21 protein-coding genes are annotated in these 20,266 nt (G+C 60.0%); 11 read left to right on the top strand and 10 right to left on the bottom strand.

What is annotated here, in order from left to right; all coding sequences use genetic code 11:
- Positions 1 to 7: 7 nt before the first annotated feature.
- The 3 genes from ACP0KA_RS09710 to ACP0KA_RS09700 form a co-directional block, all read right to left on the bottom strand.
- Positions 8 to 1,165: an HlyD family secretion protein gene (locus tag ACP0KA_RS09710; protein ID WP_424628586.1), complete on the bottom strand. Its 1,158-nt coding sequence runs from the start codon at positions 1,163 to 1,165 to the stop codon at positions 8 to 10.
- Positions 1,158 to 1,628 (bottom strand): MarR family winged helix-turn-helix transcriptional regulator, encoded by a 471-nt coding sequence (locus tag ACP0KA_RS09705; protein ID WP_424628585.1) that lies wholly within the window; start codon positions 1,626 to 1,628, stop codon positions 1,158 to 1,160. The genes ACP0KA_RS09710 and ACP0KA_RS09705 overlap by 8 nt, the downstream gene beginning before the upstream one ends.
- Positions 1,629 to 1,759: 131 nt before the next feature.
- Positions 1,760 to 2,866, bottom strand: coding sequence for a patatin-like phospholipase family protein (locus tag ACP0KA_RS09700; RefSeq protein WP_424628584.1), 1,107 nt, complete (start codon positions 2,864 to 2,866; stop codon positions 1,760 to 1,762).
- 192 nt (positions 2,867 to 3,058) lie between these two features.
- On the opposite strand from ACP0KA_RS09700, the gene ACP0KA_RS09695 reads away from it, so the two are divergent.
- From ACP0KA_RS09695 to ispG, 3 genes are read left to right on the top strand one after another with little or no spacing between them, the layout of a single operon-like run.
- The gene (locus ACP0KA_RS09695; protein ID WP_424628583.1) at positions 3,059 to 3,550 is read left to right on the top strand and encodes a Fur family transcriptional regulator; all 492 of its coding nucleotides are present in this window, start codon (positions 3,059 to 3,061) and stop codon (positions 3,548 to 3,550) included.
- A 38-nt stretch (positions 3,551 to 3,588) separates the two neighbouring features.
- Positions 3,589 to 4,533: a DMT family transporter gene (locus ACP0KA_RS09690; protein ID WP_424628582.1), complete on the top strand. Its 945-nt coding sequence runs from the start codon at positions 3,589 to 3,591 to the stop codon at positions 4,531 to 4,533.
- Positions 4,534 to 4,561: 28 nt separating this feature from the next.
- The gene (gene ispG / locus ACP0KA_RS09685; protein WP_424628581.1) at positions 4,562 to 5,854 is read left to right on the top strand and encodes a flavodoxin-dependent (E)-4-hydroxy-3-methylbut-2-enyl-diphosphate synthase; all 1,293 of its coding nucleotides are present in this window, start codon (positions 4,562 to 4,564) and stop codon (positions 5,852 to 5,854) included.
- A gap of 61 nt (positions 5,855 to 5,915) precedes the next feature.
- Here the strand turns inward: ispG and ACP0KA_RS09680 are convergent, their stop codons facing one another.
- The 3 genes from ACP0KA_RS09680 to ACP0KA_RS09670 all read right to left on the bottom strand — a co-directional run bounded on the left by ACP0KA_RS09680 (position 5,916) and on the right by ACP0KA_RS09670 (position 9,323).
- Positions 5,916 to 7,520, bottom strand: a complete 1,605-nt coding sequence (locus ACP0KA_RS09680; RefSeq protein ID WP_424628580.1) for a Na+/H+ antiporter — start codon at positions 7,518 to 7,520, stop codon at positions 5,916 to 5,918.
- Between the two features lie 177 nt (positions 7,521 to 7,697).
- Complete coding sequence (locus tag ACP0KA_RS09675; protein WP_424628579.1) at positions 7,698 to 8,375, bottom strand: DUF1345 domain-containing protein; 678 nt, start codon at positions 8,373 to 8,375, stop codon at positions 7,698 to 7,700.
- 21 nt (positions 8,376 to 8,396) lie between these two features.
- Positions 8,397 to 9,323, bottom strand: a complete 927-nt coding sequence (locus tag ACP0KA_RS09670) for a polyprenyl synthetase family protein (RefSeq protein WP_424628578.1) — start codon at positions 9,321 to 9,323, stop codon at positions 8,397 to 8,399.
- Positions 9,324 to 9,799: 476 nt separating this feature from the next.
- Between ACP0KA_RS09670 and mtgA the strand changes: the two genes are divergently transcribed.
- The 3 genes from mtgA to ACP0KA_RS09655 all read left to right on the top strand — a co-directional run bounded on the left by mtgA (position 9,800) and on the right by ACP0KA_RS09655 (position 11,709).
- Entirely contained in the window at positions 9,800 to 10,474 is a 675-nt protein-coding gene (gene mtgA, locus ACP0KA_RS09665; protein WP_424628577.1) for a monofunctional biosynthetic peptidoglycan transglycosylase, read from the top strand.
- Between the two features lie 143 nt (positions 10,475 to 10,617).
- Positions 10,618 to 10,803: a 50S ribosomal protein L32 gene (gene rpmF / locus ACP0KA_RS09660; protein WP_424628576.1), complete on the top strand. Its 186-nt coding sequence runs from the start codon at positions 10,618 to 10,620 to the stop codon at positions 10,801 to 10,803.
- Positions 10,804 to 10,941: 138 nt separating this feature from the next.
- Positions 10,942 to 11,709, top strand: coding sequence for a hypothetical protein (locus ACP0KA_RS09655; protein WP_424628575.1), 768 nt, complete (start codon positions 10,942 to 10,944; stop codon positions 11,707 to 11,709).
- A 29-nt stretch (positions 11,710 to 11,738) separates the two neighbouring features.
- Here ACP0KA_RS09655 and ACP0KA_RS09650 read toward each other — a convergent pair whose 3' ends face one another.
- A complete protein-coding gene (locus ACP0KA_RS09650) occupies positions 11,739 to 12,056 on the bottom strand; it encodes a hypothetical protein (protein ID WP_424628574.1) in 318 nt (105 codons plus the stop codon).
- A gap of 478 nt (positions 12,057 to 12,534) precedes the next feature.
- Between ACP0KA_RS09650 and ACP0KA_RS09645 the strand changes: the two genes are divergently transcribed.
- On the top strand, positions 12,535 to 14,232 hold the full coding sequence (locus ACP0KA_RS09645; RefSeq protein WP_424631546.1) for an EAL domain-containing protein: 1,698 nt from the start codon (positions 12,535 to 12,537) through the stop codon (positions 14,230 to 14,232).
- Positions 14,233 to 14,271: 39 nt separating this feature from the next.
- Here ACP0KA_RS09645 and phaR read toward each other — a convergent pair whose 3' ends face one another.
- Entirely contained in the window at positions 14,272 to 14,874 is a 603-nt protein-coding gene (gene phaR, locus ACP0KA_RS09640; RefSeq protein WP_424628573.1) for a polyhydroxyalkanoate synthesis repressor PhaR, read from the bottom strand.
- Between the two features lie 284 nt (positions 14,875 to 15,158).
- On the opposite strand from phaR, the gene ACP0KA_RS09635 reads away from it, so the two are divergent.
- The 3 genes from ACP0KA_RS09635 (at position 15,159) to ACP0KA_RS09625 (ending at position 18,165) form a co-directional block, all read left to right on the top strand.
- Positions 15,159 to 16,334 (top strand): acetyl-CoA C-acetyltransferase, encoded by a 1,176-nt coding sequence (locus tag ACP0KA_RS09635; RefSeq protein WP_424628572.1) that lies wholly within the window; start codon positions 15,159 to 15,161, stop codon positions 16,332 to 16,334.
- A 175-nt stretch (positions 16,335 to 16,509) separates the two neighbouring features.
- A complete protein-coding gene (gene phbB / locus ACP0KA_RS09630) occupies positions 16,510 to 17,235 on the top strand; it encodes an acetoacetyl-CoA reductase (RefSeq protein ID WP_424628571.1) in 726 nt (241 codons plus the stop codon).
- Between the two features lie 54 nt (positions 17,236 to 17,289).
- Positions 17,290 to 18,165, top strand: coding sequence for a DMT family transporter (locus ACP0KA_RS09625; protein ID WP_424628570.1), 876 nt, complete (start codon positions 17,290 to 17,292; stop codon positions 18,163 to 18,165).
- Here the strand turns inward: ACP0KA_RS09625 and ACP0KA_RS09620 are convergent.
- On the bottom strand, positions 18,162 to 18,599 hold the full coding sequence (locus tag ACP0KA_RS09620) for a cupin domain-containing protein (RefSeq protein ID WP_424631545.1): 438 nt from the start codon (positions 18,597 to 18,599) through the stop codon (positions 18,162 to 18,164). The two genes, ACP0KA_RS09625 and ACP0KA_RS09620, sit on opposite strands and share 4 nt — an antisense overlap.
- Positions 18,599 to 19,366, bottom strand: a complete 768-nt coding sequence (gloB, locus tag ACP0KA_RS09615; RefSeq protein WP_424628569.1) for a hydroxyacylglutathione hydrolase — start codon at positions 19,364 to 19,366, stop codon at positions 18,599 to 18,601. The genes ACP0KA_RS09620 and gloB overlap by 1 nt, the downstream gene beginning before the upstream one ends.
- A 142-nt stretch (positions 19,367 to 19,508) precedes the next feature.
- Between gloB and ACP0KA_RS09610 the strand changes: the two genes are divergently transcribed.
- The gene (locus tag ACP0KA_RS09610; RefSeq protein ID WP_424628568.1) at positions 19,509 to 20,264 is read left to right on the top strand and encodes a methyltransferase domain-containing protein; all 756 of its coding nucleotides are present in this window, start codon (positions 19,509 to 19,511) and stop codon (positions 20,262 to 20,264) included.
- The last annotated feature ends 2 nt before the right edge of the window (positions 20,265 to 20,266 follow it).

Genomic DNA, 20,266 nt, shown 5'->3' with positions numbered 1-20,266 from the left:
GAGGCGGTCACCGGGTTTCCTCCTGCGCCGATGCGGAGGAGAGGCCGAGAAGACCTGCGAGCGAACGCTGATGTCCGGTATCGATCCAGACATACGTGCTCATCCCAGCCTTGAGCTTCTTTACGGCGGCATCATGAGTGTCGAAATAAATCCGGACGGGAACACGCTGCACGACTTTCACGAAGTTCCCGGTTGAATTCTGCGGCGGCAGAATGGCGAATTGCGCGCCGGTTCCTGGGCTCAGCGAACCGACAGTTCCTTTGAAGGTGTGATCAGGAAACGCGTCCACTGACAGTGTGACGGGCTGACCCTTGGCTACGTAAGTGAGATCGGACTCCTTCAAATTTGCGTCAACCCACGGCGCAGCGTCATCGATCACGCTGAACACCGGCGTACCGGCGGCGACAAAACGTCCGAGTTGAATCTGATCGACTTGTGTTGCGGTCCCGCTCATCGGCGCGCGCAAAACTGTGTGATCGAGATTGCGCTGTGCCTGATCAAGCGCGGCCTTTGCCTGCGCGTAAGGGGGGAAGTGCTCCAACGGCAGATCGGGATCGCCGAGCAATTGATTCTTTGAGTTGGACGTCTGCTGCTGCAGCAGCTCGAGCTGAGCGCGCGCAAGAACGAGGTTGGTTGTCGCGGTGTCGAGGTCGAGTTGCGATCCGGCGCTGCTTTTCACCAGCGTCGCTTTGCGATCGACGTCGCGCTGCTTCAAGTCGACGCCCTGCTGCGCGAGCTCAAGCAATTGCGTGTAAGACTTATAATTGGATTTCAGATTGTCGTAGTTCGTCTTGGCCTGCTCGAGCGTGGCCTTGGCCTGCTCCAGGGCGAAGCGGAACGGGACCGGGTCGATTTCAAACAGGACATCGTTGACGTTGACGTGCTGACCTTCTTTGACCACGACCTTATCGATCTTGCCCGAAATATCCGGTGTGATCAGCACCTTCTGCGCGCCAATATAGGCATCATCGGTGGTCGCATAGCGCCCGCCGGACAAATAAAAGGCGATGCCGCCGACAACGGCGATCAAGGGGACGACAACGAGCAGCAGCGTGCGCCGCCTCTCACGCATGGTCTGACGCCAGCCTCTTCGCTGATTGCCGGGCGCAGATTCTTTGTCCTTCGCTTTCTGTTCAGTGGGGAACTTTACGACCGGTTCAGCCATATCGCTGGTCCTTCAGTTTATTGTCGGCGCTCTGTAATGCATCGCGCACGTTGTTCTTGATGGTCTCTAACTGGCGCACGAGATCGTTCGCCTGTTCGATATTCAGGTGGTTCAAAGCGGTTTCGGTGATGTCCGCGCGCAGCTCGCTCAGCTTTTCCAGCAGCGGCCGCGCCGCCGGGCGCAGGTAAAGCCGGTTCACGCGACGATCCTTGGCGTCTTCGCGTCGCTCGATGAGATCGCTCTCACACAGCCGGTCGATGAGGCGCGTCAGCGTGATGGGTTGAACATCCAGCAATTCCGCCAGCTCGGACTGCTTGAGCCCTTCGGTCCGCTCCAGTTTGGCCAGCACGCCCCATTGGGCTTTGGTGATGCCGTAAGGCGCGGCCTGCTTCTCGGCGAGGAGCCGCAGCAGCCGCTGGGTCTCGAACAACATGAAAAGAAAATCGGTCGGGCTTTTGGGCATGGATGCCTCACATTAAGCTTCGGCTATAATAAGCAAGGCTTACTAATTTAGCAGGCCTTGAATCCAGATGCGAGGCCTGCAAATGGCGCATAGCGCGCCAGAAAACATCATGATTTCAGTTGGTTGGTAGGTCAGGCCCACTCCACACCGGATTCGGCGGCCAGGTCGATGCTGCTGGTGCGGCCGATCTTGTCGAAATGGGCGTCGAGGAACTTCTTCGCGGCGCGGATGCCGGCCCGGTGCAGCAGTTCGAAGAATTCGAAGTCGGTCTTCAGCTTGCTGGACGCCGCAAGCCGGGTGCCGAGCCCGCCCAGGTCGATGCGGTGGATATTCAAGCGCCGGTACTGATCCTTGCCGGTGCCGCGCGGCAGACGGCCATCGTCGATTAATTGGTTGACGAAATCCATCGTGCGCAATTCCGAGATCAGCGCCGAGTTGAATGTGATTTCATTCAGGCGGTTGATGATTTCGGCAGACGTGCGCGGCGTGACGTTGCGTGAGATGGGGTTGATCTGGACAACGAGCACATCCTCGGTGTCCGTCGTTTGCAGGAACGGAAAGATGGCGGGATTGCCCATGTAACCGCCGTCCCAGTAGGGCACGCCGTCGATCTCCACGGCCCGAAACAGGAAAGGCAGCGCCGCCGATGCCATCACCACGTCGGCTGTGATCTTGTCGCCGGCGAAGATGCGCAGGCGTCCGGTATGCACGTTGGTCGTGGAAATATAGAGCGCGAGATCGGTGTTGTTGCGAAGCGCTTCAAAGTCCACGAAACGCGCGATCAAGTCACTCAGAGGATTGATGTTGAGCGGGTTGAGTTCATAGGGCGAAAAATAACGCGCCATGGTCTCGAACCAGCTTTGCACCGGTGTTGCCGCGAAAGGCAGCATCGAGAACAAGCGGTCGGTCAGTGCGCGCTGAACCGGCGGAAGATCGCCACCCGCGCTTGCGGCCCGCCAGAACTCGGCCAATCGTTTGCGGGCCTCGTCTGGTCCGCCGCGTGTCAGGCCGTCGGCGAGCATCACGGCGTTGACCGCGCCGGCTGACGCGCCGGAAATCCCTGTAATTTCCAGCCGGCCGTCGGCGAGCAGGTGATCCAGCACGCCCCACGTAAACGCACCGTGAGATCCGCCGCCCTGCAGTGCAAGATTGATCTTCTTGGCCGCGCCGACTTTGCGTCCGCTGCTGAAATTCCACGGCGAAAGATTATCGAGATAGGATTTAAGCGTGGGCGCCATGGTCGTTGATCTCTGTAAATGGCAAAAATCAGTTCCAGCGGGACGTTGGGCCTATGGGGTTTTCACGGTCATGGATGATTTGGGAGTTTATGTCGCAATGCAATAGAAATTGCTGCGTTGCAAAAATTTCATATTCGATGATGCTATGAAAAATATGAGCGGAATCACCCCAATCGCACTACATGTTTAACGATGGAACAGACGAAGCCTGTTTTTCCCGCGCCGGATCATGACCACGGCCGCTGCACCGAGGATGCGATTTCGCATGCTGAGCGCGTTTGCGGTGGTCGGGGGCAGAAATTTACGCCAATCCGGCGACAGGTATTGAGCGCGCTGCTTTCAAGCCATCGTCCGCTTGGCGCCTATGAGGTGATTGAGGAACTCGCGAAGACGATGCCGCGGCCCGCGCCCATCACGGTTTATCGCGCCCTCGATTTTCTCATGGAAAACGGGTTGGTCCACCGCATCGAAAGCCGTAACGCTTTCCTCGCCTGCGCTCACAACCATGATGAGACGACGATGGTGGCGTTTTTGATTTGCGAAATGTGCGGCTCGGTGGGTGAAATCCCGGCAACGCCGCTGGCACAGAGCTTCAACGAAGCTGCGCGCGGCACCGGCTTCTCGCCGAAATTGTCAGTGGTCGAAATCACCGGTATCTGCGCTCATTGTCAGAAAGCTGCGTAACCAAGAACAACACGGCGGAAAGCCGGCCGCGGGGGGCCATGCCATCGGATCAATCGACAACTGCAAAGGCGCGGCCGCTGAGTGCGACAGCGATTGCCCTGATGGTGATGCTGTGTCTGAGCTGGGGCTTCAACCAGATTTCGGTCAAGGTCGCGCTCCCTGACATTCCACCGCTCATGCAGGCGACCCTTCGCTCCATCGGCGGTTTGGCTGTGATCCTGCTCATTGCCTGGTTACGCGGTGTGAAGATGTTCGAGCGCGACGGCACGTTGCGGTCCGGATTGATCGCAGGTCTGTTTTTCGGCGTCGAATTCATCCTGATCTACCGCGGTCTCGTCTACACCAGTGCGTCGCGCGCGGTTGTGTTTCTCTACGTGGCCCCGTTTGTGGTTGCGCTTGGCTCACGCCGTTTTCTCGGCGAACGGTTGAGCTCGCTGCAGTGGAGCGGATTGGCGTTGTCGTTTGCCGGTGTCGCGCTGGCGATCGGTGTTCCGCAGGCGTCGGTGGATGCCACGGTCATCATGGGGGACATCATGGTGATGGGCGGCGGCGTGCTCTGGGCGGCCACGACGCTGGTCGCCAAAGGAACGTCGCTGATCCGGGCGCCTGCGGAAAAGGCGCTGGCCTATCAGGTCGCGGTCTCGATCCCGATTTTGGCCTTGGGAGCGCTGCTGTCGGGGGAAACGATTACCCATCTGCCGGGAACCATCGCCTGGGCATCGATGATCTACCAGACCTTCTGGGTGGTCGGGATCACCTTCCTGATCTGGTTTTTCCTGATAAAGACCTATTCTGCGAGCAAATTGTCGTCATTTACCTTCATGACCCCGCTCTTTGGCGTGATTGGGGGGTATTTCGTTATGCATGACACCCTCACTTTAGCCTTTGCGGGGGCTGCCCTTCTGGTCATGGCGGGCCTATATCTGGTAAATCGCCCCCATGAAGCGGCTGGCGATCCGCTGCTCCCCGTCACCAAAACCTGATATTTGAGCCCCAAAAAGGGACCCTGAAGTGAGCGATCTGAAAGAACGGACCAAGACCATCGAGGCAGGCCCCAAGGGGCGCCATCAAACGGTTCAGGTAGTTGTCGGCAACGTCAAAGTCGGTGGCGGCGCGCCTATCGTCGTGCAGTCGATGACCAACACCGACACCGCCGATGTGGACAGCACGGTAAAACAGGTCGCAGCCCTTGCGCGCGCCGGTTCGGAAATGGTCCGCATCACGGTGGACCGTGACGAGGCCGCTGCCGCGGTTCCGCACATTCGCGAGAAGCTCGACAAGCTCGGCGTCGATGTCCCGTTGATCGGCGACTTCCACTACATCGGTCACAAGCTGCTGGCTGATTATCCGGACTGCGCCGCGGCGCTGGCGAAGTACCGCATCAATCCAGGCAATGTCGGCTTCAAGAACAAGCGCGACACCCAGTTCACTGACATTGTCGAGATCGCGATCAAGAACAACAAGACCATTCGCATCGGCGCGAACTGGGGTTCGCTCGATCAGGAATTGCTGACGCGGCTGATGGAAGAGAATGCCAAGTCGCCTAATCCGATCGACGCCCGCGCGGTGACGCGCGAGGCCATGGTGCAGTCGGCGCTGCTGTCCGCTGCTCGCGCCGAGGAAATCGGCCTGCCGAAGAACAAGATGATCCTCTCGGCCAAGGTGTCGAACGTGCAGGATCTGATCGCGGTGTATCGCGAGCTCGCCGCGCGCTCCGACTATGCGATCCATCTTGGTCTCACCGAAGCCGGCATGGGCTCGAAGGGCATTGTCGCGTCGTCCGCGGCGCTTGGCATCCTGCTGCAGGATGGCATCGGCGACACCATCCGCGTCTCGCTCACGCCGGAGCCGGGCGGCGATCGCACCGTCGAGGTGAAAGTCGGTCAGGAAATTCTCCAGACCATGGGCTTCCGCACCTTCGTGCCGCTGGTCGCGGCGTGCCCCGGCTGCGGCCGTACGACGTCGACCGTGTTCCAGGAGCTTGCGCGGGACATTCAGGATTTCATCCGCGACGAAATGCCTACGTGGAAGACGCGCTATCCCGGCGTTGAGCAACTGAACGTCGCGGTGATGGGCTGCATCGTCAACGGCCCGGGCGAATCCAAGCATGCCAACATTGGTATCTCGCTGCCTGGCACCGGTGAAACGCCGGCCGCACCGGTGTTCGTGGACGGCCAGAAATTCCGCACGCTGCGCGGCCCGTCGATTGCGGCCGACTTCAAGGCGCTGGTGATCGATTACATCGATCAGCGTTACGGCAAGGGCGGTGCAGCGCCTGCGACCGCTGTAACGGCAGCGGAATAAGCGATCAAATCATTTGGTCTGTAAGACGCGGCGCGTAGGCGCCGCGTTTTTGTTTGTGCAGTCAGAGCGGCGTCGTCTTCTCGCGATTGTCGACGACGGCTTCCTCGAGGTCGAGGTCCCGCTCGATGCGCCGCCGCACTTCGTCCGTGATCTTGCCGTCGCGCAGCAGTTGATGCAGCAGCTTGCGTTCGATCGAAATCATCTCGCGCACCAGGGCTGCCCCTCTCGTTGCCGGGGTGGCCTGGCCTGCCTCGCTGGGAGGATCGGGAAGCGCCTGCATGCGCATCTCGTGCCGTGACTGCAGGAATCTTGCGAGGCCCTCCGGCAGATTCCGTTCAACGATAATCTCCTTCAGCGAATTCCGCGCGGCGTGCAGAATTTCGCGCCGTGCCGAGATCTCGGATTCCCGTTCGTGGATCGCTTCGTCATGACCGTGCTGCGCGAGATTGAGCGCCTTCACCACCATCGGCAAAGTCAGACCGATCCCGACGAGCGTGACGAAAATGACGCCGAAGGCGACGAATAGAATGAGATCGCGGTGCGGGAAGCTCTGGCCGTCCGGGAGCGTCAATGGGATGGCAAGCGCCGCCGCCAACGAGACGACGCCCCGGATTCCGGTAAAGGAAATAGTAAAAATGTAGCGCCATCGGGCAGGGTCCCGCTCTCGTAAGCGCTTGCTCACCCAGCGCGGCAGATAGCTGGCCGGAAACATCCAGACGAAACGCGCCACGATGACGATCGCTGAGACAACAGCGATAGCCGTCAGGACTTCGCCGAGCGGCAGCGCGTTGTGTTTCTCCACCAGCAGCCGCATCTGGAAGCCGATCAGCAGGAACAGGATGCCCTCGATCAGCCAGATGACGAGATCCCAGAAGAAGATGCCCTGCAGGCGCGTGGCCGAGGAAATCAGCAATGGACCATTCCAGCTGACGTAGAGGCCGCAGGCGACAGTTGCGAGCACGCCGGAGCCTCCGAGATGCTCAGGCACCCAGAATGCAAGATAGGGCGTCAGCAGCGACAGCGTGATTTCGATGCGCGGTTCATGGGCCCATTGCCGCAGGCGCAGGCTGAGCCATCCGACGGCAATGCCGAAAAGCACCTCGCATATGACGATGGTAAAAAACGTCTCCGTCGCCTTGACCGTCGAGAACGCACTGGTGCCGATGGCGACGATCGCGAAGCGATAAAGAATGAGGGCGGTGGCGTCGTTGGCGAGGCCCTCGCCTTCGAGGATCACAAGGATGCGGCGTGGCAACCCGAGCCTGCGCGCGATCGCCAGCGGAGCGACAACGTCCGGGGGCGATACGATGGCGCCGAGCACGAAGCCGACGCTCAACGGCAATCCCAACACGTAGTAGGCCGCCGCGGCGACGGCACAGGTTGTGAAGATCACAGATCCGATGGCCAGCGTTACGATCGGTCGAAGATTGAATTTGAACTCACGCCAGCTCATGGAGACGCCGGCCGAATAGATCAGCGGCGGCAACAGGATCTGCATGACGACTTCGGGCTCCAGCACGACTTTCGGTAACCCGGGCATGAACGCGAGCGTGATGCCGACGACCATCAGCAGGATGGCCGGCGCCAGGTTGAATTTTTTGGCAACGGCCGCCGTGCCGGCGAAGACCGTCAAGAGAAGCAGAAAGATTTGGAATGTCGTCGCCATGCGCGGGTTCGCCCTAGTGGTTCGATTCTAACATTTGCATCCCGTTTCAGCGAATGCCTTTGCAAATGTTAGAATCAAAGAACCACTAGCAAATATAAGCTGCTAGTGGAGCTTAGGATTTGACATTCGCCGAACGAACCCGCTGCGTGACCGGTAGCGAATGTCAAATCCGCTCCACTAGATCGCGCTTGCCGCGATATTGACCATCAGGGCCAGAAGAGCCGTGTTGAAAATGAAAGAAACCACGCCGTGGGCAATGGCTGTGCGTCGGATTGCCTTGTCGGTGATGCCGACGTCTGACACCTGGGCCGTCATGCCAATGACGAACGAGAAATAGACGAAGTCCCAGTAGTCGGGCTTGTCGTCGCCGGGAAACGCCAGGCCGCCGGCCTTGGCGCCGCGATAATATTCATGCGCGTAGTGAAGCGCGAATGTCGAGTGGATCATGGACCACGACAGCACGATGGTCACGACAGCGAGGACGAGTTGCGGCGGGCGTTGCGGTTTGACGCCGAGCTCCAGAACGATGGCGGCGATGCTCGCAAACGCTGCCACTGCCGTCAGGATGAGAATCAGGAAACGGCCGTCGTCCTGAAGGCTGGCCAGCCGCTTGATCCGGGTATGATCGCAGGACAGAAACAGAGCAAACGCCAGCACGGTGTAGAGCGCGATGGATGTATCCCAAGCGACGAGGAGACGCGTCGCGAGCCGGAAATGGGCTGGCAGCGCAAACAGCACCGCCAACCCAATCGCCAGTGAAATAAACAAGCGCGGTCGCACGTAGATGATGCGGAGTAGGCTCGGCATGCCCTTGAGACGATGAAGATAGGGATCGTCCGATTGCTTGTCCGTCATGCCAAGGCGTCGTTCCGTAGTTTAGCTCTGACGCTCCGCGACGAAGCGGGAAGCTGCGCGGAGAATGTCCCCCTTCGCTCCAAAAGGCGCAAGCGCGGCATCTGCGTTCTTCAGGAGATCACGCAGACGCGCCTTGGCGCCATCAATGCCGAGCAACGTGACGAAAGTTGTCTTGCCGGCGGCCGCATCTTGCCCCGCGGGCTTGCCGAGCGCGGCAGCGTCGCCTTCAACGTCGAGTAAATCGTCCGCGATCTGGAACGCTTCTCCAAATGCGTGACCATAAGCATCGAGCGCGTCGTATTGTTCCTTCGTGGCCTGTCCGAGCAGTGCGCCTGCGATGCAACCATATTTCAACAGGGCGCCAGTCTTCATTTGCTGAAGCTTGGCAACATCCGGCGGCTCACGGTCGCCGAACCGGCCCTCGCCGGCGAGATCCATGATCTGGCCGCCAACCATGCCGCCGACACCCGCCGCGCGAGCCAGTGCGCGTGTCAGCGCAAGACGGACGCCGGCATCGCGATGAACTTCGTCGCGCGTGATGATGTCGAAGGCCAGCGTGAGCAATCCGTCGCCGGCGAGAATAGCGGTGGCGTCGTCGAACTGCTTGTGGGCGGTCGGGCGTCCGCGCCGCAGATCGCTGTTGTCCATCGACGGCAGGTCATCATGGATCAGCGAGTAGCAGTGAATGCATTCGAGAGCGGCACCGGCCATCAGGGCGGATTCGCGTGAGACCCCGAACACCGCGGCGCTCTCCACCGCCAGGAACGGCCGCAGACGCTTGCCCCCGTTGAGGCTCGAATAGCGCATCGACTCCATCAACCGCTTCGGCCGGATGATCTCGCCCGGAAGCGGGGTGTCGGACAGAAGGCGCGTCAGCAGCGCTTCCGTGTCCGCCGCCGTGGCGTCGAGACGTTTCGCAAATTCTTGGGGGGACGTGCCGGTGGTCATCAAAAACTCCAGGAGAACGCAATTTCGGCCGGACAATCGGTCATGGCATCGTCCGCGTCAATTCCGCAAAAGGCTGGTCGCGAACGAGAATTTCGCGGGTGGGCCTGTTTCTAGAGCCCCGATTCCGAAGTTCGCATCATTCCGCTGCTCGTTCGTCTGCGAACTTCGGAATCGAAGGGCTCTAGCAAGTTATTGTTCCAGTGTGGCTTTGGTTCTGAAGTCCGCATTCCGGACTCGCCGCACGAATGATGCGGACTTCAGAACCGCCACACTGGTAGCTAGATTTGGACCGGATGATCGAGGCTAGTGCGGTGGATCTGACGTTCGTATCAGTATTAACGGCGAGTCCGTAATACGAACGTCAGATCCAAAACCGCACTAGATTCATATTTTTGCTAGTGTTCCTTTGGTTCTGACATTCGTAAAGTGCCAGCTGCGAAGTGATACGAATGTCAGAACCGGAACACTAGGGCCGAATGCGACGACTGATCCGTGCGTTAATCCTCATTCTGCTGGGATTGGTGCTGCTGCCTTACGTCCTCACGCCATTTTACAGCACGGGCCATCCGGTTTCGACGTTGATGATCATCCGGTACCTCACCGGCCAGCCTGTGACGCGAAAATGGATCGACATTGACGCCATTTCGCCGGCCCTGCCGCGTTCGGTGATCGCCGCGGAGGATGCCAAGTTCTGCTTTCACCACGGCATCGACTGGAATTCGGTGCAGGAGATCATCGAGGACGCGCAGGAAGGCGAGGTGACACGGGGCGGTTCGACCATCACCCAGCAGGTCGCCAAAAACCTGTTCCTGTGGCCGGGGCGCAGTGTCATCCGCAAGGGGCTGGAGTTCCCGCTGGCGCTCTGGATCGACCTCATCCTGCCCAAGAAGCGCATTCTGGAACTTTATCTCAATGTCGCGGAGCTGGGGCCCAGCGGGCAATTTGGGGCGGAGGCCGGGGCGGAGTACGCATTCGGCCGCTCCGCGTCGGCGTTGTCGCCCCGGGAAGCCGCGACTTTGGCCTCGATTTTACCCAATCCGGTGACCCGGAGCGCTCGCCGGCCTGGACCCGGGGTGCGGCGGCTGGCCGGAACCTATATGGTGCGGGCCCAGTCGGCTGAAATCTCCAATTGCTGGGACCGCAATCGTTGATTTTGAGCCATTTTAACGCATTTTCGGCCCCTCTGTGGTCTAGCTTTGTTGGCCGCCTTCCTCTATAAGCGCGGCCTCAATCCGGATTTTTGGAAAGCCCCCGCACCGGCGGGTGAGCCTTTGATTTAGAGGACGACGACCCCATGGCCGTTCCACGCAGGAAAACCTCGCCGTCACGCCGCGGCATGCGCCGCTCGGCGGACGCGATCAAGAAGCCGACCTATGTTGAAGACAAGGACTCGGGCGAATTGCGCCGTCCGCACCATCTCGACCTGAAGACCGGCATGTACAAGGGCCGTCAGGTTCTGAAGGTCAAGAAGGACGCCTGATCCTTCCAGCCGCGCCGCCTCCGGGCGGCGTTGGCTTGATGTTGGCAGCCGACGAGCACGTGATGCGGGCTCCTCAAGAACGCCATACATCCATGTGACGAGCGCGCTTCCAACAATGGCCCTGTAGAGAGCTTGCCGATGTCCATGGTCGGTTTTCCGCTGCTTCTCATCCCGCTCGCGATCTACAACATCTTCGTTTTCCTGATGCCCGGCGTGGCTTTCTCCTCGCCGGTCGTGAGCGTGACGTTGATGTCCGGCGTGGTTTGGACCGTGACCTTCGGCGATGCGCTGCTGGCGCTCGCCATGGTGCTGCTGATGTTCGAGGTCATCAAAGCAGCGCGCCCCGGCGCTCGCTATGTGACCGATCATCTGTTGTCATTGATCCTGTTCGGCGCGGCCACCGCCGAATTCGTACTGCTGGCGCCATTCGGAAATTCGACGTTCTTTTTACTGGTCGTTTTGACGGCGATAGAATTCCTCGCAGGACTGGTGATCGGAATTCGCAACAGGTCCCGTCGTGTGCGTGCAGATGCACCGGTCGCTACACCTGCTCCGGTTCGCCGCGAACCCGTGGCGCCGGCAACTCCGGCCCCCGTACCCGCCGAGCGAGCGGCTCCCGAACCAACGCGTCCGGATCCAATCCCTGCCGAGCGGGCTCCTGTCCACAACGTCACGGTGGAAGAGCCGAAACCGACCGCGCCGGTGGTGACGCCGACAGAGCCTGCACGCGAGCCTGAGTTGAAGCCGGCGCCGTCCATTGCGACGCTGCAAACGGCCGAGAGCAGCGCTGCGGAGCGCAAGATCGCCGACTGGAACGTGTCTCACCTCATCAAGGACAATGAGGCCGAGGCCGCCAAGGATGTGAGTGACAAGCCGGTCGATCCGCCGGCTTCTTCCAAACCCTGATTGGGTTTCGTCTTGTCGCGGCTTGGTGCTCAGGCGACCAGCGACCTGTTTTCATCATTTGAGACGATTGCAGCCGTTCGCGCGGTGACACGGCCATAGGCTGCAAGTGCATCCGCTGATGTGGCGCGCCGCAGAGTTCGTGTCTGTGGAGCTTGTTCGGCCGTCGCGATCAGGTGAGCGACGAAGGGTGCGTTCGGACGTGTCGAAACGTAACGATGCGATGACGTGTGCACTTCGGCTCGTCCGACCGGGACTAGTGCGGTGCTTACCGGGGCACTGACGGTTTCTGTCTGACCGTTCTGCCTGGTGTCGAAAGTGCCGTACTTTGCCGTGGGACTGATTTTCACGATGTACCGCCTGTCTCGTTTTGGGACGTCAAACGTCCGTTGAGACAGGCATCGCAAGGTTCGTGCCGACTATGGTTGGCAATCCCTTTCTGAACCTAAAGCACACTAAAATCTCAGATTTGCGAGTGTCCTCTCGAATCCGAAGCCCGCTGCGGGGTGCGCGGGACACTCGTTGGCACATTCTTCAAGAACATGGACTAGTGTGGCGTCTCGCAATTGCCGACGTCCCTTGCAGCTCGTCTCTTTTCGGCAATTGCGAGACAAAAGCCACACTAGCTTTTTGATTTTTCTAGTGTCCTTTCGTCTCCGAATAACTGTGCGAGCCCGCCGCGAATTGGCCGGTTATTCGGAGACGGGCCACTAGTCTGATCGCCATAGAACGTTTTATCCTGAAGCAGCGAATCATCTGGCCGTGTCCTGGAATGAGGCGACCGTGACAACCACCTTTGCGCCTCCGGCAGCCAATTTTGCACCGAAAATCACGACATTTAGATCGGCAGGTGCTTCGGACATCCTTAACGTTTTGGGGCACGCGACGTTTGTCTGGGACCTTGCCGGCGACAGTCTGCAGTGGAGCGACAACGTCACGTCTGTGTTGCCCGAGATTCCGGCTGAGGCGTTGTCGAGGGCGTCGGATTTTTCGAAGCTGATCGAGCCTTTGCGCGGCATCCGATCCGATGCCGTGTTGAATTCGAGCGGCTCGGATGCGGGCCAGGGCGTGCCATATCAGATCGAATACGGTATCCGCGCCAGCATGTCGGCGCCCGTGCTGTGGATCGAGGAAACCGGACGCTGGTTCGCCGGCGCGGATGGACGGCCCGCACGTGCGCTGGGCCTTGTCCGTGTCAATAACGAGCGTCGCGCCCGTGACGAACAGCTTCTGAAGCTTTCGCAGAACGATCCATTGACCGGCGAATTCAATCGCACGCGTCTGGTGGCTGCGCTGGCCGAGATGATCGAGGAGGCCGCGCGCTTTCGCTCTTCATTTGCTTTTATGCTCGTCGGCATCGACCATCTGGCGCGTATCAACGATGCCTTCGGATACGATGTCGCCGATGGCGTCATCCTTGAGGTCGCAAGGCGGATTCGCGCACGGCTACGCGGCGGTGACATTCTGGGCCGTTTCTCCGGCAATAAATTCGGCCTGATCTTGAAGAACTGCACCGTGGACGACATGAATGTCGCAGCGGAACGGTTTCTGGCCGGTATTCGTGACGAGGTCGTGCCAACGCCGCTGGGACCGGTGGCTGTGACGGCGTCGATCGGTGCGATCAGCGTACCGCGTCATGCGCGTACCGCCGAAGAGGCCATGAACCGTACGCAGGAAGCGCTCGATCTCGCCAAGGTCCGGCGTCGCGGCTCGCTGATGCAATGGCGTCCGAGCGTCGAGCGCGATGCTCAGCGTCGCGTCAATATCCGCGTAACCGACGAAATCGTCACCGCGCTGAACGAGCGCCGCATCGTCATGGCCTATGAGCCGGTGGTCGCCACGACATCGCGTCAAATCGCCTTCCATGAATGTCTCGTGCGGATGAGGCAGGAAGACGGTGAATATTCGTTGTCGCCCGATATCGTCCCGGTCGCCGAGAAGTTGGGCCTCATCCGGCTTGTCGATCACCGCGTCCTTGAGCTTGTGGTTGCGGAACTGGCCGATGCGCCGCATGCGCACCTCAGCCTCAACATCTCCCCTGCCACCACGATGGACCCCGACTGGTGGGCCAGCATCGAGTCGCTGATGCGGGCGAATCCCGGAGTTGCCGAACGGTTGATCGTCGAGATTACGGAGACCGTTGCGATTCAGGATCTCGACGATGTGCGAGGTTTCGTGACGCGCCTGAAGAATATGGGCAGCCGGATTGCGATCGATGATTTTGGCGCGGGCTATACGTCGTTCCGCAATCTGCGCAAACTTGGCGTCGATATCGTCAAGGTGGATGGCGCATTCGTGCAGAACATCTCACGATCGGCCGACGACCGGGCTTTCGTCCAGACACTGATCGATCTTGCGCACCGGCTGAACATTCAAACAGTCGCCGAATGGGTGCAGGACGAAGAATCGGCGAAGCTGCTGCAAGGATGGGGCTGCGACTACATCCAAGGCCGCCTGACTGGCCTTGCCACGTTGACGCGCCCGGAAATCAACCACACAGCGCCTCCCATCACCGCCGCGCGATGATGGGACTGTCGACCGCTACAGCCTGATGGCGCCTGCGGGTTAGCCCTTGTTCTCGGGCTCTCGTGCCATGCGCTCGAGGCGATCCTGCATCTCTTTCATCTGACGCTTGAGATCGTCGATATCATCGGCGGGTGGTTCGCTGCCATTTGGCGGCGTGTCATCGCCGAGAGGGCCTTCCTTGCGTGAAGGTGCGGCGAAGGGCTTGAACATCGAGAATGTTCGCTCGAACATTTCCATGTTGCGGCGGACGTGCTCTTCCAGCGGCGCGAAAGGCGTCATGCTGAAAGTGTTGGTCATTTGCTTGCGGAACTTTTCTTGTTCGCGCGTCAGGGTATCGATCGATTGCTCGAGATACTTCGGCACCACCATCTGCATGCTGTCGCCATAGAAGCGAATAAGCTGACGCAGGAACGTGGTGGGCAGCAGATTCTGGCCGGCCTTATTTTCCTGTTCGAAAATAATCTGCGCCAGAACTGAGCGCGTGATGTCGTCGCCGGTCTTTGCATCGTAGACGAGAAAGTCTTCGCCTTCCTTCACCATGGCCGCGAGGTCTTCAAGCGTCACGTAAGTGCTGGTTCCGGTGTTGTAGAGACGCCGGTTAGCGTATTTTTTGATGGTAATTGGCTGATCAGATTTTGCCATGGACTCACACATACCTATCGAGGGATGGAACCGCCGGACATCGCCGAGGGCAGTGCAAACAATGCGACGCAATAAACTAAGCACTTTCAGATGGGTACTGCCACCGTTTTATGCAGGAGGGTTAACCGGGCGGCGCGGATCGGGCCCCACCAGCCATGCGCCGGATGCATCAATTCGCAGATGGGCTGATTGACACCCGCGACATAGATTAAGAGGATGAAAGCTGAGAGAGCGTCCCGCCAACCCGGCGGGTTACCTCACCCTATCAACCCCAGGAGATGTCCATGACCGACGATGTCGTCATCGTCAGCGCCGCGCGCACTGCCGTTGGCAGTTTCAATGGTGCGTTTGCTAACACCCCCGCCCATGACCTTGGAGCCGTCGCCATCAAGGCCGCCCTGGAGCGCGCCGGCGTTGAGCCGGATCGTATCACCGAAGTCATCATGGGCCAGATCCTGACTGCAGCGCAGGGACAGAATCCAGCGCGGCAGGCTTCGATTGGTGCCGGTGTCCCGGTGGCCAGCCCCGCATGGGGCGTTAACATGTTGTGCGGATCGGGTTTGCGCGCTGTGGCGCTGGGCTATCAGGCGATCAGCAACGGCGATTCCGAGATCGTGGTTGCCGGCGGGCAGGAGTCCATGAGCATGGCGCCGCATGCGCAGTACCTTCGCGGCGGCGTGAAGATGGGCTCGCTTGAGCTGGTCGATACCATGATCAAGGACGGCCTGTGGGACGCCTTCAACGGTTACCACATGGGCAACACCGCCGAGAACGTGGCGAAGCAGTATCAGATCACCCGCGCGCAGCAGGACGAATTCGCGGTCGGCTCGCAGAACAAGGCTGAGGCCGCGCAAAAGGCCGGCAGGTTCAAGGATGAGATCGTCCCGGTCATCATCAAGAGCCGGAAGGGTGATATCGTCGTCGATACCGACGAATACCCCCGCCATGGTGCTTCGATCGACGCGATGGGCAAGCTGAAGGCGGCGTTTGAAAAGGACGGCTCGGTGACCGCCGGCAACGCCTCCGGCATCAACGACGGCGCTGCCGCACTGGTGCTGATGAGCGCCAAGCAGGCTGCCAAGGAAGGCAAGACTCCGCTCGCCCGCATCGTCTCTTGGGGGCAGGCCGGCGTCGACCCGTCAATCATGGGCACGGGGCCGATCCCGGCTTCGCGTGCCGCGCTGAAGAAAGCGGGCTGGAAAGCCGACGACCTCGATCTGATTGAGGCCAATGAGGCTTTTGCGGCACAAGCCTGCGCCGTCAACAAGGACCTCGGCTGGGATACCTCCAAGGTCAACGTCAACGGCGGCGCAATTGCCATCGGTCACCCGATCGGGGCGTCCGGTGCGCGCGTACTGGTGACGCTGCTGCATGAAATGCAAAAGCGTGATGCGAAGAAGGCGCTCGCCACGCTGTGCATCGGCGGCGGTATGGGTATTGCGATGTGCGTGGAGCGCTAAAATCGCTCTTAGCCCACATCGAATCATGATGGCTTTGTAACGTCAGCGCACTGCACAATATAAAAACAAAATGCCCGGCAATCTGCCGGGCATTTTTTCTTGCCGTCCCTTCAAATGGCCGAAATACTTTCCTTCCATAAGAGCGTCAGAAGTTTTTCCGGAGGAGATATTCAAGATGGCACGCGTGGCATTGGTGACGGGCGGAACGCGCGGCATTGGGGCGGCGATCAGCAAAGCTCTGAAGGCTGCCGGTTATACCGTTGCGGCAAATTATGCCGGCAATGATGAAGCTGCAGCGAAGTTCAAGGCGGAAACCGGCATCCCCGTTTACAAGTGGGATGTCAGTTCTTTCGACGCCTGTGCGGACGGGATCAAGAAGGTTGAGTCGGAAATCGGACCCATTGAAGTGCTGGTCAACAACGCCGGCATCACCCGCGACGTCCCCTTCCACAAAATGTCGCTCGATCAATGGAATGCCGTCGTGAATACGAACCTCGGTTCGCTGTTCAACATGACACGGCAGGTGATCGAAGGCATGCGCGCCCGCAAGTTTGGACGCGTCATCAACATCTCCTCGATCAACGGCCAAAAGGGGCAGTTTGGTCAGGTGAATTATTCGGCGTCCAAGGCCGGCGACATCGGGTTCACCAAGGCACTCGCGCTTGAGAACGCCCGCGGCGGCATCACGGTCAACGCGATTTGCCCGGGCTACATCAACACCGAAATGGTGCAGGCGGTGCCAAAGGACGTGCTGGAAAAGAATGTGATTCCGCAGATCCCGGCCAATCGTCTCGGCGAGCCGGAGGAAATCGCGCGCTCGGTGGTGTTCCTGGCGTCCGATGATTCAGGCTTCATCACCGGCTCCACCCTGACCATCAACGGTGGTCAGTACCTGCACTAAAATTCGCACGAGGTAAGGGTGGCGTCATCGCGATCTGCGTGGCACTGATTCGCGATGACGTCTTCCACTGCGACCCTTGTCGGCCTTGCCGCCATTGTCATGTGGTCGTTGCTCGCGGCGTTGACCGTGGCAACAGGCCGCATCCCACCGTTCCAGTTGCTGGCGATGACATTTGCGATCGGCGCCTGCATCGGTCCGTTGACCTGGTTGTGGCGGCCCGGTGCGATTGCCGCGTTACGTCAGCCCGCATTGGTGTGGGCCGTCGGCGTCGGTGGTCTGTTCGGTTACCACGCACTTTATTTTCTTGCGCTGCGATTGGCGCCGCCGGCCGAAGCCGGCCTCCTGAATTATCTCTGGCCGCTTCTGATCGTCCTGTTGTCGTCGCTGCTCCCGGGGGAGCGGCTTGCGCCGCATCACATCGTCGGCGCGGTTCTCGGCTTCGCCGGCACGGTTCTGCTGTTGGTCGGCAATAGCGGATCTGAATTCGCTGCAAGTTACATTCCCGGTTTTGTCGCGGCTTTTATCGCCGCCTTTGTCTGGGCCGGCTATTCTGTGATGTCGCGCAAGCTGGCGGCGGTGCCGACCGATGCGGTCGCCGGATTTTGTCTCGTGACCGCCATCCTCGCCACAGGGATGCACCTCATCCTGGAAGTCACCGTGTGGCCTGAGACCTTTGGCCAGTGGCTCGCGATTATTGCCCTTGGTGTTGGTCCTGTCGGTGTTGCGTTCTTTGTGTGGGACATCGGCATGAAGCGCGGCGATATCCGCGTGCTTGGGGCGGCATCGTATGCCACACCTTTGCTCTCGACGGCGTTTCTGATTATTGCCGGTTTCGCAAAGCCGACAACAACCCTCGCTCTTGCCGCCGCCCTGATTGCGGGGGGCGGACTAATCGCCGCGAAGGACATGGTGTTCGGCAAGAAGCCTTAATTAGGACTCCAGCCGGGCGGTGCGAGTTCGAACTTGGCGAAATCAAAACCCGGCGCGACGGTGCAACCCACCAGCGTCCAGTCACCTGTGGTTTCCGCGGCTTGCCATGCATGCGCCGGTACGACCGCTTGAGGCTGCTCACCGGTGGACAAATCTTGCCCCAGTTGAATACCGCGTTGTCCGGCATCATCGGCGATGTGGAGCGTCAGCGCACTGCCGGCGTAGTAGTGCCAGATCTCTGCGGCATCGATGCGATGCCAGTGTGACCTTTCGCCACGCGCCAGCAGAAAATAGATCGCGGTGGACGCCGAGCGGTCGTCGCTATCGTTGGCAGGATCGCGAAATGTTTCGCGATAGTGCCCTCCCTCAGGATGCGGCTTGAGGTCAAGACGCGCAATGACCTCGGCTGCCGTCAGCGACGGGTGCATTGACATCATGCCTTGTTCTTGCGCTCGCGCAGTTCGCCGAACACCTCAGCAGGTGTTTTTCCTGCCAGGCCCACGGCGGCTGCGACGCTCGGCACGTCGGCACGCAGGAAGACGTTGGCTTCCTTCTCGTCGCGGATCAGTGTTGGAATTGTCGGCTGGTTTGCCGAGCGCTGGCGCGCGACTTCTTCGGCGCGGGCTTTCAGCGCAGGATTGTTCGGCTCGATTGCGAGCGCGAATTTGACGTTCGAGGCCGTGTACTCGTGCCCGCAATAAGCCCGCATGTCGTTGGGCAATGCGCGCAGCTTCAGAAGCGACTCCCACATCATTGGGTAGGTGCCTTCGAAGACGCGGCCGCAGCCGATCGAGAACAGTGTATCGGCGCAGAACAGCGCACGCTCGGCATCGAAGACGTAGCTGATGTGATCGAGTGTGTGGCCGGGCGTCTCCAGCACGCGCGCGGTGAGATTGCCGACTTTGACGGTTGACCCTTCCTTCACGCGTTCGTCCACCAGGGGAATGGCTGTTCCCTTGTCATGCGGCGCGATGACGCGGCAATCGTATTTGCTCTTCAGATCGGCGATGCCGCCGACATGGTCCGCATGATGATGCGTCACCAGGATGTCGGTCAGCGTCCAGCCTTCACGCTGCAGCGCCTTGATGATCGGTCCTGATTCCGGCGCGTCGATCGAGGCGGTCGCCTTGGTCGAAGGATCATGAATCAAATAGCCGAAATTGTCGGACAAGCAGGGAAAAAGTCGGATCTCGGCGGTCATGACGTCTCCGTTTCTCGGGATTGCGGCCACGCTAACACGGCCGCCGTGTCGAGTGAAATGCGTTAACGCCACCTTCAATCACCGGTCGGCGTCGGACGAAGCCCCGCTGCATGCGCCGGTAGGTCATGATAGGTTCAAACGCATGACAATCGACGTGATCGACCTTCGCAACTTCTATTCGCAGCGCCTGGGCACCGTGGCGCGGCGGTTGATCAGTCGCGGCATCCACCGTGTTTGGCCGCATGCGGAGGGCATGCGTGTCGCGGGCATAGGATATCCGACACCCTATCTCGGTCTGTTCCGCGAAGATGCGGAGCGCTGTCTCGCGCTGATGCCGGCGGCTCAGGGCGTTATGAAGTGGCCGACCGCGCGTCCGACGCTGTCGACGCTTGTCAATGAATTCTCGCTGCCGCTGGCGGATGCCGTGATCGATCGCATCCTGGTGGTCCATGCGCTGGAAATCTCGGATGATCCGGAGGGACTGCTGCGCGAGGTCTGGCGTGTGCTCGCGCCCTCGGGGCGCATGATGGCGGTTATTCCCAACCGCCGCGGCGTCTGGACCCGAACCGACAACACGCCATTCGGTCACGGCCGTCCGTATTCGCGCTCCCAGATCACGCAGCTGTTGCGGCAAACCTGGTTCACACCGACGGCCTGGGGCGAAGCGCTGTTCATGCCGCCGATCGAGGGCGGATGGATTTTACGTTCGGCGATGGCGTGGGAGCGAATGAGCGCGGCTGTGTCCTCGCCATTTGCAGGCGTGCACATCGTGGAGGCGTCGAAGCAGGTCTATCGTGCCATTCCAGCGCGCCGGGAGCGGACACGGCTTATTCCGGCGATGCCGCCGGTCCTTGTGCCGACCCCGACCCGGCGGGACGACACATCCGCGACCGGTTAAAA

It is taken from the genome of Bradyrhizobium sp. SYSU BS000235 (genome assembly GCF_049747295.1).
Classification (GTDB): Bacteria; Pseudomonadota; Alphaproteobacteria; order Rhizobiales; family Xanthobacteraceae; genus Afipia.
The sequence above is the reverse complement of the archived record's forward strand: the minus strand, read 5'-3'. Positions and strand labels throughout refer to the sequence as shown.